Origin of the sequence: Paenibacillus bovis (assembly GCF_001421015.2) — a bacterium.
Classification (GTDB): Bacteria; Bacillota; Bacilli; order Paenibacillales; family Paenibacillaceae; genus Saccharibacillus; species Saccharibacillus bovis.
Window position 1 is genome coordinate 1,064,440 of sequence record NZ_CP013023.1, and the last position, 13,555, is coordinate 1,077,994.

The 13,555-nt window shown below is 49.4% G+C and carries 12 protein-coding genes; 9 read left to right on the forward strand and 3 right to left on the reverse strand.

Annotated features, from left to right (window positions below; translation table 11 throughout):
- Positions 1-294 precede the first annotated feature (294 nt).
- Positions 295-1,593, forward strand: a complete 1,299-nt coding sequence (locus AR543_RS04565) for a hypothetical protein (protein WP_060532215.1) — start codon at positions 295-297, stop codon at positions 1,591-1,593.
- A gap of 140 nt (positions 1,594-1,733) precedes the next feature.
- Positions 1,734-2,687: a GNAT family N-acetyltransferase gene (locus AR543_RS04570; protein WP_060532217.1), complete on the forward strand. Its 954-nt coding sequence runs from the start codon at positions 1,734-1,736 to the stop codon at positions 2,685-2,687.
- A gap of 368 nt (positions 2,688-3,055) precedes the next feature.
- Here AR543_RS04570 and AR543_RS04575 read toward each other — a convergent pair whose 3' ends face one another.
- Both AR543_RS04575 and AR543_RS04580 read right to left on the reverse strand, forming a co-directional pair.
- Entirely contained in the window at positions 3,056-3,625 is a 570-nt protein-coding gene (locus AR543_RS04575; protein WP_060532219.1) for a thymidine kinase, read from the reverse strand.
- Positions 3,626-3,714: 89 nt separating this feature from the next.
- Entirely contained in the window at positions 3,715-4,059 is a 345-nt protein-coding gene (locus AR543_RS04580; protein WP_060532221.1) for an Hpt domain-containing protein, read from the reverse strand.
- A 381-nt stretch (positions 4,060-4,440) separates the two neighbouring features.
- On the opposite strand from AR543_RS04580, the gene AR543_RS04585 reads away from it, so the two are divergent.
- The 7 genes from AR543_RS04585 to AR543_RS04615 all read left to right on the forward strand — a co-directional run bounded on the left by AR543_RS04585 (position 4,441) and on the right by AR543_RS04615 (position 11,894).
- The gene (locus AR543_RS04585) at positions 4,441-4,779 is read left to right on the forward strand and encodes a metal-sensitive transcriptional regulator (protein ID WP_060536633.1); all 339 of its coding nucleotides are present in this window, start codon (positions 4,441-4,443) and stop codon (positions 4,777-4,779) included.
- A 168-nt stretch (positions 4,780-4,947) separates the two neighbouring features.
- Positions 4,948-5,160 carry a copper ion binding protein gene (locus tag AR543_RS04590; RefSeq protein ID WP_060536634.1) on the forward strand — a complete coding sequence of 71 codons (213 nt, stop codon included), beginning with the start codon at positions 4,948-4,950 and terminating at the stop codon, positions 5,158-5,160.
- 339 nt (positions 5,161-5,499) lie between these two features.
- Complete coding sequence (locus tag AR543_RS04595) at positions 5,500-8,034, forward strand: heavy metal translocating P-type ATPase (RefSeq protein WP_082472115.1); 2,535 nt, start codon at positions 5,500-5,502, stop codon at positions 8,032-8,034.
- A 74-nt stretch (positions 8,035-8,108) separates the two neighbouring features.
- On the forward strand, positions 8,109-8,522 hold the full coding sequence (locus tag AR543_RS04600; RefSeq protein WP_060532223.1) for a hypothetical protein: 414 nt from the start codon (positions 8,109-8,111) through the stop codon (positions 8,520-8,522).
- 168 nt (positions 8,523-8,690) lie between these two features.
- On the forward strand, positions 8,691-9,434 hold the full coding sequence (gene nfsA / locus AR543_RS04605) for an oxygen-insensitive NADPH nitroreductase (RefSeq protein ID WP_060532225.1): 744 nt from the start codon (positions 8,691-8,693) through the stop codon (positions 9,432-9,434).
- A 301-nt stretch (positions 9,435-9,735) separates the two neighbouring features.
- Complete coding sequence (locus AR543_RS04610) at positions 9,736-10,227, forward strand: PH domain-containing protein (protein WP_227871835.1); 492 nt, start codon at positions 9,736-9,738, stop codon at positions 10,225-10,227.
- Entirely contained in the window at positions 10,224-11,894 is a 1,671-nt protein-coding gene (locus AR543_RS04615; RefSeq protein WP_060532229.1) for a PH domain-containing protein, read from the forward strand. Before AR543_RS04610 ends, AR543_RS04615 begins: the two co-directional genes overlap by 4 nt.
- 214 nt (positions 11,895-12,108) lie before the next feature.
- Here AR543_RS04615 and AR543_RS04620 read toward each other — a convergent pair whose 3' ends face one another.
- A complete protein-coding gene (locus AR543_RS04620; RefSeq protein ID WP_060532231.1) occupies positions 12,109-13,494 on the reverse strand; it encodes an MDR family MFS transporter in 1,386 nt (461 codons plus the stop codon).
- Positions 13,495-13,555 lie beyond the last annotated feature (61 nt).

Genomic DNA, 13,555 nt, shown 5'->3' on the forward strand with positions numbered 1-13,555 from the left:
TTACGCATCCTGGCATAAAAAGATGCACAATTTCCATTTTCCGATAAAAAGCCCTATTTGCAAACAGGAAATTTTAACCAGAAAAAATCCGGATAAGGTGCAAGCAGACATGGGTAGCAAAGAGTACACTTGGACTACGCTGACTAATGTTTATCACCACCACGCCAGAGTTGCAGTCTGCACTACTATCCGCTGTATAATGAACGCAGCAACGTTTCTGGCATGAACTGCGAATCAGTCATGCTTTCCTTGGATGAACGTCTGTCTCTTGTGAATAACAGGGAGGGATGGCAGATGAGAATCACACCACCAGAAAATAAAAAAGTTTCGGTAGAACGTATTTCGCTGCGCAGTCTTAGAAAAGAGATGACCCGTCAGGAGTGGTGGGCGCTGGCTCTGCTGATGGCTGCAGGCCTGGGAATACGGGTCTGGTTCGGCAGACAATACGCCGGTTTTGTCAGCGATCAAGAGCTGTTTGTGCAGTGGATGAATCAGGTGAGGGAATATGGACTCGGGAGCGTCTATCTTCATAATGGCGGCATCAATTATCCGCCGCTGTTTCTCTGGCTGCTTCATGGATATGGAGCTGTACTGCAGCTGCTCGGCATCACTGCAGCACCCGGATCATTATCTTATAAAAGTATTCTGATCCTGCTAGATATGCTGGCTCTGCTAGCAGTAACATGGTGGTCGGCAGGGCGCGCGGATCAGCGGCTGCGCTGGATGGTACTGGCAGGATTTGCCCTGAATCCGGCGCTAATCGTCAATAGCGCAGTCTGGGGACAGGTGGATATTCTGAATGGCATGCTGATGGCCGGTTCGATCTTGCTGCTGCTTGCGTCTCCGCTGGGTGCAGGTATTTTGTTTGCGCTGGCGCTGTTGACCAAGCTGCAGTCGATTATTATCGCTCCAGTACTGGGCTGGTATGTGCTGCGTGAGCTGGCTAGCAAGCGATTTCGTCCGCTGCTGTGGATCGTTATCGGGATATGTATTCCTTTTGCTGGGATCAGTCTGTATTTTGCTGGTTATGGCGGCCTGGGAGCGATGCTCCGGGCAGCTTATCTGAGCGCGGTCGGCATGTATACCCAGGTTACGATGAACGCACTGAATATCTGGTATTACCTGGTCGGTACCGCACCTATTACGAGTGATACGGTACGATTATGGGGAGTGATTTCGCTGCGCAGTATCGGATTTCTGCTGCTGTTCATGGCTGTGATCTATGCAGGAATTTATCTATGGAAGCTGCGCACGATCAATACCGCTGCTCTGCTCAAGGCAGGGGTATGGGTATCCTTTGCCTTTTTTATGCTGCCGACAGAGATTCATGAACGCTACAGCATTCCTGCTCTGGTCCTGCTCCTTTTTACCGTTATACTGGATCGGAAATGGATCGGTCTGGCAACCTTGCTCAGTCTGACCATTACCTACAATCTGTGGCAGGTCGTAAACAGCCAGCTGCAGATAACCGGCGGTATACTGGTTACCTGCCTGCATGTGATTGCCTTGCTTTGGATGGCAGTTCTTATGCTGCTGGAGCTGCGCAATAACCGGACTGATATCCCACCTGTATCAAATAATCGAAGCTACTAGCAGTATGGATTAATCGAAATTATTAGCATTATGCATATTGGAAAATAAATAAGCCGCACTGTAAAGTGAGTCTTTGATTTGGAACATATAGCTTTACTGTGCGGCAGCTTATTTTTAATTCGGGAAGGAGGCTGACTGTAATGAGACAAACAAGGAACGGCGCATCGGCAATGATTCCGGCAATAGCCCGATTGATCAGCGAACAGAATGCCAAACCGGCTCATCATGTCGGTTACTGTGGAACAAAGGCGGAGGAGATTGCATACTCCATACATGAAGAATTTGGGGAGTATGAATTGGAGCGTTATGTGACCCTTTTATATGAACAGGGAGAGCTGATAGGACTGCTGCTGCTGGATACGGATGAAGAAGAGGGTCAGGCTGAACTCTGGGGTCCTTTTATCCTGACAGAAGATTCTTATGAATGGCAGATGGCTGCCGATCAACTGTGGGCAGCTGCTGTAGATAAATGTTCACCTTCCATTCAGATTATTGCCGGATTCTATCATATACATAATTATCATGCCCTTGCCTGGATGCAGGCCAAACAAGCTGCAAAGCAAGGACAGCATAGTATACTGAAGCTGGAAAAGCGGCCGATACAACCTGTCACTTCAGATACCATCGGCGATCATCAGCTGCAGATTGTCGATATTGGAGAAATGATTAATACCTTATCCGCTCTGTCAGCTAACCAATCTGCCTATCTATACCTGTTCCGCAATCTGCATAACGAATGTTTTCCATCTACTTATTATGCGGCCGATACCATTTTGAACCGCCTGGATCAAGACAATCGATTATTTGTATGTCTGAACCAAAATGAGTTTGCTGGTTATGTCTATCTGGAAGGAAACTGTGAATTTCGGGAAGGTCAAATCGAATATATCGCGGTAAGACCCGATCGCCGCGGTAAAAAGATTGGATTATATCTGCTGCATTATGCCCTACAGCATCTGTTTGAATATATTCAGGTCGAGGAAGTCTCTCTCTGTGTAAATAAAAGCAACCCCGCAGCCATAAACCTGTATCACAAAGCCGGATTCCATACCACAAGCGAATTGCAATATATCAGCCTCCAGCTTGATCGATAATATAATAGTAATCGACAACATAGTAATAATAATGGTACGAGTAAAAGTAAAAATATCAAGATAACACCAATAGTCACTGTAACCCCGGAACGGCGGAGAGGAAATAAGGGCAAAGGACGACATTGGAGTGCGGGAATCTACATTCTCTCCTACTCGGTAGATTCCTGCGCTCCACCGGAGGACGTGCCCTTATTCCTCTCCAGAGTGGATAACCTAGCCCCTTTTTCATACATTAGCTCCCCAAATCCCATACCAATATGTAAATAAAAAGGCTGATGATATACACGGTGTTTGGGTGCATATCATCAGCCTTTTTCTATTTACATTATCCTATCCGCAGCATAACCATCAACCAACGACACCCGCGTTTAGATCGGCGGATTGTTATAACACTTGCGGCACACCGGATAGTAACTCTCGTTGCCGCCGATCTGGATCTGCTCTCCGGTATACACAGGACGTCCATCTTTCATACGCAGATTCATGGTCGCTTTGCGTTCGCAGAACCAGCAGATTGTTTTCATTTCCTCGATCTTGTCGGCATACAGCAGCATATACTTGCTGCCTTCAAACAGATGATTCTGGAAATCATTTTTCAGTCCGAACCCCATCACCGGAATATTCAGTTCGTCCACGATAGCGACCAATTGCAGCACGGATTCCTTGTTCAGGAACTGGCATTCATCGATCAGTACACAGGAAGGCTTGGGTGTATAATTCTGGACAATCGTATAGATGTCCGTATCTTCATGAATAGCAATAGCCTGACGGCGTACACCGATCCGGGAGGAGACATAACCCATCTCATCGCGCGTATCCAGCGCCGAAGTGAAAATCAGGACATGCTTGTTTTGTTCTTCATAGTTATGGGCAACCTTGAGAATCTCGATCGACTTGCCGCTGTTCATTGCGCCATATTTAAAAAATAACTGTGCCAATGGGAAAAAAGCCCCTTTCTCAGTATCATTTGCTCTGTCAGCCTGATCTATTGTAACAGGAAATACCGCAGAGACCAATGCTGTACGAATCAGGCAGAGGCTTGTTTGAGCAGATGATCCAGTGTCGTCACCAGATGATGCAGATGCTCCATCTCGGATGGCGTACAGTCGCGTGGAGGCTCCTGCAGCACGATAGCCAGAATATCTCCGCATACCGTGTCCATCTCTTCGTAGGACAGCAGCAGTGCCAGCCCTTTGATCGCATGGGCATGACGATGGATTGCATATTGAAGACCGGCTAATCCGGCACGGGAAGAATCATTATAATATTCACGAAAAAGGGTACGCAAATCGGCCATTTTCAGCTCGGCGTCCTCAAGAAAATGAATACGGGTCTGTTCCATCATTCGCTCATAGCGATCTGCTTTGGACATATAAGTTTCCTTCTTCCATGATAGGGATGCGCGATAAGCAGCGAAATCCGGGACGGTTACAGCCGGATAATTGTCGAAAAAACAAGGATAAATCGATACATGACCATATGCGTAGAATGACAAAACACTTTTCGAAAATTCCAAAAATAGTAAAAAGGAGCTTTTTTATTTTAACATAATTATAATCGGTTCGTGAATGAGTGGGAATGGTAAAATACATCAAATTTTAAATAATTCCAAGAGTGAAATAATATTTTGAATAAATCTATTGTATACCCCCATAGGGTATGTTAGGATGAGGTTACAAGATCGTTTCTCCTGTTGTCCGATAATTGGATACAAGGAGAAGTGAGAGGAGGCAATGCAATGGAAGAAGCCGGAATGATCCGGGAAGAATATCCACAGAATACAGCTCTGGCTGATCATACGGAGTGCAGCAGCACCCGGCGCAGTCATCATTCCGACGAGATGAAGACCAATATGGTCCGCCGTCTTAACCGGGTCGAAGGACAGATTCGCGGCATCAAGGGCATGATCGAGAAAGATACGTATTGCGATGATGTTTTGAACCAGATTGCCGCTGCCCAATCCGCACTGAACTCGGTCGGTCGCCTGCTGCTGGAAGGTCATATGAAGAGTTGCGTCGTCGAACGTATAGAAGCCGGCGAGAATGAAGTGATTGATGAACTGCTGATTACGATTAATAAATTATTGAAATAAAATGGATGAAGCAACAACATCCATTTAGGATGAAGCAACAACATCCATTTAGGATGAAGCAACAACATCCATTTAGGATACTAATGCTCCGTCCATTTGGCTGAGGAACTACTATCTATTCAGAATCAAGCACCAATACACATTTGAGGAGGAATACACATGACACAAATGACACAGGTAACATTGGAAGTAGAAGGGATGTCCTGCCAGCACTGCGTAAAATCCGTCGAAGGTGCACTTGCCGAGATTGGCGCTACAGGAAAAGTAAATCTGGAAGCCAAATCTGTAGATATCGAATATGATGCACAGCAGCTGGATGTTGTGAAATTAACAGAAGCGATAGAAGAACAGGGATACGATGTTGTCTCTGCTGGAGCCTGAGAATTCGAACGCTTGAGCAGTCTATCGCAGCAGCGACAGACTGCATGCTAACCGTGGTTGAATAGGTGCTGTACACCCGGCATTCGTTTTGCAGCGGACTGTATCCGGTGCCGGGTAGTGCAGGACATATCTGTCTCCCGGAAAGTAGGCAAGTGATACAGATAGATCCCGATCCCGGTTCGCATATCCGACAATGCTGTATAGACAGCAGTGTAGCCAAGCCCGTATGGGCTTTTATTTAACAGAAAAATGTACCCCCTGGGGGTATTTAAAAAGTAAAATATTACCCGTATACCATTCAATATATGAATAAAAAAATGACAGACAGGAGGTTACGTCATGAATACTTCTCCCAAATCGATCCCTACAGAATCGACGACTGCAAAAGAAATAGCGTCTGCTCCGGTACTGCCGTCTGATTCGGGTTCCGGCGGCTCTGTACGTCAGCTGCAATTGCAGATTGGCGGTATGACCTGTGCGGCTTGCTCAACCCGGATCGAGAAAGGACTGCGACGGCTCGAAGGCGTACAGGAAGCCAATGTGAATCTGGCACTGGAACGTGCTTCGGTCATTTATGATCCCGCACAGATCGATGGAGCTGCATTGGAGCGCAAGATTGAACAGCTGGGCTATCAGCCGCTCAAGGAAACTGCCGACCTCGATATTATGGGAATGACCTGCGCCGCCTGCGCGACCCGGATCGAAAAAGGAATCCGGCGCATGGATGGCATTTCGGAGGTCAACGTCAATCTGGCGCTGGAGACTGCGCGCGTGCAATACAATCCCGGCAGCGTAACGCTGGACGAGATTACACGCAAAGTCGAAAAGCTCGGCTATCAGGCACAGCTCAAGCGCGAAGAAGGCATCGAGCAGCGGCGTGAACGCGAAGCGGTTGTGCGCAAATGGAAACTGATTATTGCTGCGGTATTATCTTTGCCACTGCTATGGGCAATGCTGGGTCATTTCAGTATTACCTCATGGATCAGCACGCCGTCCATTCTGATGAATCCGTGGTTTCAGCTTATTTTGGCTACGCCGGTACAATTTATTATCGGCTGGCAATTCTATGTAGGAGCTTACAAAGCGCTTCGCAGCGGCAGTGCCAATATGGATGTGCTGGTCGCACTGGGTACGTCGGCCGCCTACTTTTATAGTCTGTTCCTGATTATTCGTTCCATGCTGGTACCGGGAACACAGGTAGAACTTTATTTTGAAGTCAGTTCGATTCTGGTCACCCTGATTCTGCTGGGTAAATGGTTTGAACATCGCGCCAAAGGGCGCTCGTCCGAAGCGATTCGCAGTCTTATGAATCTGCGCGCCCAGATGGCAAGAGTAGAGCGGGACGGCCGGGAAGTTGAGATTCCGGTAGATGATGTACGGATCGACGATATTGTAGTCGTCAAACCGGGCGAAAAGATCCCTGTAGACGGTGAGGTATTGGAAGGTCAATCTTCGGTCGATGAGTCGATGCTCACCGGCGAAAGTCTGCCGGTAGAGAAGACGGCCGGTGATGCTGTGATCGGAGCAACCATCAATCAGAATGGTCGATTGCGCTTCCGGGTTAATCGGATCGGTCAAAATACAGCACTCGCCCGCATTATCCGTGTGGTCGAAGAAGCCCAGGTATCCAAAGCACCTATTCAGCGGATGGCTGATGTCATCTCGGGTATATTTGTGCCGATTGTAGTAGGGATCGCGCTGCTGACCTTTGGGATATGGTATCTATGGCTGGAACCGGGCAACTTTAGCAGTGCTCTGGAAAAAGCAATCGCAGTACTCGTTATCGCTTGTCCCTGCGCGCTGGGTCTGGCTACACCGACATCTATTATGGCGGGATCAGGCCGGGCTGCGGAATACGGCATTCTGTTCAAAGGCGGCGAACATCTGGAAGCCGCTCACAAAGTGAATACAGTTGTACTGGACAAGACCGGTACGATTACACGCGGTGAACCGGTGCTGACGGATATTCATTTTGTAGCCGGAAGTTCCGGAATCGAAGAGCAGGAATGGCTGCAGCGTATAATCAGCGCAGAGGCGGCTTCCGAGCATCCGCTGGCCCGTGCTATTGTACAAGGTTTGCAAGAACGCAATATTACCGCTGGAGCTGTAGATGCTTTCGAAAATATACCTGGCAAGGGTATACGTTCTGTGACTGACGGACAGCAGATGCTGATCGGTACAAGACTGCTGCTCCAGGAAGCGGACATTTATAACGAAGATCTGGAGCAAGAGATACAGCAGGTCGAAAGCAAAGGCAAAACCGTAATGCTGACTGCGATCAATGGACAGTATACCGGTTGGCTGGCAGTAGCCGATACAGTCAAGGAAACGTCCAAAGAAGCGATACAGCGTCTGCAGCAAATGGGTATGGAAGTGATCATGATTACCGGTGACAATGAACGCACCGCACAGGCAATTGGTCAGCAGACCGGAGTAGATCATATTCTGGCAGGCGTTCTGCCAGAGGGCAAAGCGGCCGAGATCAAGCGTCTGCAGGAGAAAGGACGCATCGTCGCCATGGTCGGAGATGGTATCAATGATGCACCTGCACTGGCGACGGCGGATACTGGTATTGCTATCGGTACTGGCACCGATGTGGCGATGGAAGCTGCGGATGTGACTTTGATGCGCGGGGATCTGAACGGTATCGCTGATGCGATCATGATCAGCCGCCGTACGATTCGCAATATCCGTCAAAATCTGTTCTGGGCGCTGGCGTATAACGTCATCGGTATTCCGATTGCAGCTTCCGGTCTGTTGGCTCCGTGGCTGGCAGGGGCGGCGATGGCATTCAGCTCCGTCTCGGTCGTACTGAATGCCCTGCGTTTGCAGCGTATCAAGCTGCAAAAGGTACAGCCGGATACTGGGAAATAAGGTATACTATACTCCTAAAGGCAGCCTGTGAGAGCTGCAGACAAGAAGTTGATGTAGTCTTTTGGGAGGGTATTATGAACGAAGATCATTTTGGCCAGCAGAACCAGCCGTATCAGACGCCACCGCCACCACCGGGTTACCGGCCGCCTCCATCGGAGCGTAATCCGGATCAGCCTACCAGCAAGGACCGGTTCGTTATGGCGCTCACTTCATTTATACTGAGTCTGATCGGTCTGATTAGCATGTCGGGCGTTGTATGTGTATTTATTCTTCTGGTTGTCGCCAATGCGGAATTTGGCGTGGTGCCGATGCTCGTTATAATGGGGCTGGTCATCTCGGCGGCGATTATTCTACTGTCGCTTGTGTTTGCGATATTGTCGCTGCGTTCTTCACGCGGCAGGGGATTTGCGATAACTAGCCTGACGATTGGACTCCTGCAGATCGTAGGCTGGGCCGGGTTTATCGGATTGGCAAACTGGATAGAGTAGCTGCAAGCAGCATGAGCGTCTCTGACCGGCGCAGATGTGGATGAGGCGGTCAGCTTCCGCAGCATTGTAGCATGCTGTATGATAAGGTACAGAATCTGGTCTGCTTCATCTGATCCTGCGCATGGTTAAGATACGATTACATTGTATAGACAGGAGTGCAATTCAACCGTGAATGATACGATTAATCTGTTAATGAGTCACCGCTCTATTCGGAGCTACAAGCCGGACCCGGTTACCGATGAGCAGCTGGAGACAATTATAGCTGCCGGTCAGATGGCTTCCAGCTCCAGCAATGTACAGGCATATAGTGTAATCGCTGTTCGTGATCCGAAGCGCAAGGCCATATTGGCCGAGCTGGCAGGTAACCAGCGGTATATTGTGGAATGTCCGGTTTTTCTCGTCTGGTGTGCAGATCTGCACCGTCTGGAAAAGGCGGTCCAGCAGCATGCTCCACAGGAGGAGTCATATACGGATGCAGTCGAGAATTTTATCGTAGCAACAGCCGATGTCACGCTGGCTGCCCAGAATGCAGCGATAGCGGCCGAATCCATGGGAATGGGGATCGTTTATATCGGCGGAGTCCGTAACGAGATCGAAGAAGTGTCCGAGCTGCTTGGTCTACCGGATCGGGTCTATCCAGTCTACGGTATGTGTGTCGGTTATCCGAATCAGGAGCCTGGACAGCGTCCCCGGCTGCCGCTCAAAGCCGTGCTGCATCATGAATCCTACGATGCATTGACGACAGAGCAGACAGTAGCCGAGTATGATGAACAGATGGCGAATTATCTGTCAGCCCGTACAGCCGGTACCAAGAGTACGCCGTGGTCTGCACTCATGGCCCAGAAATTCACTACAGCTTCCCGGATGCAGCTCAAGGATTTCCTTGAGAGAAAAGGCTTCAACAAACGCTAAGCTAAGCCAATGATTTGCCGGAAACGATCATTGGTGAATAAGCATCCGTAATAGCTGAGACATTCTGTCAGCACTGTGCAGGTTATAGTGATGAACCCAGCTGCCGAAACAGCAATGATATTCCTTGATGGACGATCACTGCTGTTTCGGCAGCTTTTTGCTTTATCTCTGATCCGGTTGCAAGAATATGCAACTTTAAGCAGGAAGAAGATGTATATACGGATAAGATATACTTTTATAGAAAGCAGATAGTTATATGCAGGATGTATAACAAATATTATTTGATGGACAGAGGAGGAATATGATGTCATTGACCGGAGCAGAAATGAGACCGCTTCATCCGGACTGGAAATCGGCAGAACGGCAGGGTGCGATAATCGGTTACGGGATCTTCCTGCTGATTCTGGCAGCTATTGCCCTGCTGCCGGGCTGGCTGGGCTGGTTTGAGATGCCATGGTGGCTCAAGACAGGGCTGATCGGTCTGGGAGTGCTGCTGTTTGTGTTTTACGTTCTGATCGCACCGACTGTACGATATCAGCGTTTTCGGTTTGCTGTATCGGATGAAGAGTTGGAGATACATAACGGATTGTTTTTTATTAGTGAGACACTGGTTCCGATGAGCAAGGTGCAGCATGTGGAGCTGGAGATTGGACCGATTCTACGGCGGTATCGTCTGGCTGAAGTTCATATTGTGACAGCAGCAACCACGCATACGATCGGCGGCGTGAAACTGGAGGAAGCGGAGCAGCTCAAGCAGCGTATTGGCCGTCTGGCCAGGAGGATAGACGAATGAGCCGGCAGCTGCGCCGAATGCATCCGTTGTATATTGCTTTTGCTGTACTGCGTACCGTCAAAAATCTGGCATTCCTGCTGATTTTGGCTGCGGTACGGATTCTGAGCGGAGATGGCCTGTCCGCCTCCGTTTACTGGACGATCGGTGGATTTGTCCTGCTGCTTTTGCTGAGTGGATTGTATCAGATCGGTACATGGCGCCGGTTTACCTATCATGAAGAAGAAGATCGCTTTGTGATTCAGAGTGGACTGCTTCAGCGCAGAGAAAAAGCGATCTATTATTCACGGATACACTCGGTTAGTATTGACCAGCCGCTGATCCAGCGCCTGCTGGGCGTAGTGCAGCTCAAAATAGAAACTCCCGGAGGCAGCTCCGATGGAGATGCAGTACTCGAAGTATTATCTGCTGCCGAAGCGGAGCGTTTACAGCAGATGCTGGAGCAGGCAGCTGTGGCTGTGGATACGGAAGATGCGTTTTCGCACCATAGTGCAGATACCGAATCAACCAATCTCACGACAAAGAATCAGGATACGAACCAGGATGCAGAGACGGGGGATCAATTCGCCTCGGGAGAAAATCATTCATATCCGGATGCAACAAGACCAACAGCTGGCTCTATAGATCATTCTGCGGATTCAATTGCTTCGGCTGGCAGGGTGGGAACATCAGCCGGCCGGACAGCTACCCCTGCCGGATCATCACCGGTTGCTGCGCAGCTGCTCTATAAGCTGACTACACCGCAGCTGCTGCGTGCGGCACTGACCGAGCTTAATCTGGGATTGGGCCTGGCTTTTATAGCGGGGGTATATTCCTTTGCAGGTGATATACTGCCTGGGGGTCTGCTGAATCAGCTGATGGATAATGCGAAAGGGTATATTACCGGCATTCAGGCGCTGCTCGGTGCCGTACTGATCGGTCTGGTATTCGCCTGGCTGCTGTCGCTGGTGCTGTTTATTATCAAGTACGCCGGATTCTCTGTTTATCGCAGCGGGGAAAGGCTGTCTGTCCGCTATGGCTTGCTGGAACGCAGACAATTCGTTTTTCATCCGAAGCATGTACAGGCGGTAACGGTCAAAGAAAGCCTGATTCGCCGCTGGCTCGGCTTTGCCCAGATCCAGCTGCATGTCGTCTCCTCCGGCAAAGATGCCAAAGTGCCGGTACTGCATCCATTTATCCGCAGCAGCGAAGTACAGATGCTGCTTGATTCGGTAGTGCCCGGATTTCTGTACCGGACACCGGCTTATCGTTCGCCATCACGGGCGCTGTGGGCATACGTATGGCCGGGTCTGCTGATTAGCAGTATACTCGCTGCTGTCGGGACATATTTTTTATCCGGGTACGGTCTGTTGATTGGGGGCGTGCTGGCTGTAGTTCTGATCCTGCTGGATTATGGACGCTATCGTCGCTCTGGCGCCGCACTGGATGGAGAACGTCTGATTATCGTCAATCGGTATGTCACGCATTCAACGCACTGCATATTATGGAAGCATATTGAAGCCTTCAGCTTTACAGGCAGCCAGCTGCAGCGCAGGCAGAATCTGCTGAGTCTCCACCTGTATATAGCGGCAGGACATACAACATTTCAGACCAATCGGCTGAGGCGCCAGGATGCGGATCAGGTGAGTCGCTGGTACAGCCGCACTCGCCGGACAACAGGACATGAATAATAGACTAGACAGGCAGCTTGATATACGTGTGATTACATTTCGCTTTTATGGAAGTATGTAATGTATAGTATTGTTCTTGTTCACAAAAAGGCTGCGATTCCTTATTCTCGGGAATCGCAGCCTTTTTTATCGATCGGCCTACTGTCTCTTATTGAAAATAAATCTGCTGCCTTGTGCGTTCATCTGGTCGATAGCTGCATATAACCATGTTTCCTTACTGCTGATGATTCAGCAGTCTGCTGCTTGGCGGCAGGAACAGCGCAACCAGCAGATTCACGACAGCGACGGCCAGCATGAGGATAAACACATAATGAATACCAAGCGCCAGCTCAATGGCTGTATTGTGGGTCACAATCGCATTGAATACCAGTCCGAATACCGCAACACTGACCGTCTGCCCAAGAGAGTTCATCAGCGTATTGGTCGATGTCGCCACACTACGCATCTGGAAGCCTACCGCTCCCTGGATAATGACCATCGACGGAGTGACGATACAGCCCATCCCGAACCCGATCAGCACCAGCGAAGCGACAATAATCAGATAAGGCGAGTCCGAACTCATGATGGCCACCAGCAGGCTGCCGGCCACTGCCAGCGCCGAACCGAAAATGATCAGCGCTTTGGCGCCAAGCTTGTACATTAATCGCCCTGACAGGGTGGACGCAACTGGCCAGGCGATCGACATCGGCATTAATGCCAGTCCGGCAAAGGTAGCGCTGTATCCCGATACATCCTGCAGCCATAGTGCACAATATACCGTCACACCCATAACTGTCCAGCGGGTTGTAAAGGCCAGAATATAAGGCACGGTCAATACACTGGTACGGAATAAGGACAGCGGCAGCATCGGCTCTTCTGCCCGCTTTTCAATACGCAGGAACAGTGCCATGAAGATGACGGTCACAATAAATAATCCGATAATAACCGGAGATGTCCACGCATATTCCTCGCCGCCGGTGAGCAGTGCGAGCAGCAGCGCAGTCATCCCGATCGTAAAAGTAAGTGCGCCTGCATAATCAATAGACTTTTGTTTTTTCTCAAAGGATTCATGATAATACATAAAAATAAACAATACCGCAATAATACCGACCGGCAGATTAATAAAGAAAATCCATCGCCAGGAGATATAGTCGACAAAGTAACCGCCCACAAGCGGTCCGAACAAGCCGGCAATCGACCAGACCGAGGAGAAAATCCCCTGTACTTTGGCACGTTCCTTGCCTGGATACAGATCGCCGACAATGGTAAAGGTAACTGGTGTCAGCGCACCGGCACCAATCCCCTGCAATGCTCGGTACCAGATCAATTCGGTCATGGAGCCGGCGAATCCGCACAGCACCGATCCAACAATAAACAGGCCCAGTCCGATAGCGAATACCGACTTGCGTCCGTACAGATCCCCCAGCTTGCCAAAAATGGGAGTAGCAATACAGGTCGTTAATGTATAAATGGAGAAGATCCAGCTGATCAGGCTGAGACCGCCTAGTGAATCGATAATGCGTGGTGAAGCCGTGCTGACAACCGTGGAATCCAGTGCACCGATAAAAAGTGCAGCCAGTAATCCGACCGTTACCATTGCCCGGTTGGTTTGCTTGGACATAGAGTTTGATTCCTTCCTCCTGCTTGATTTTCATATCTATTGTTGATTGCTGCTGCTATCC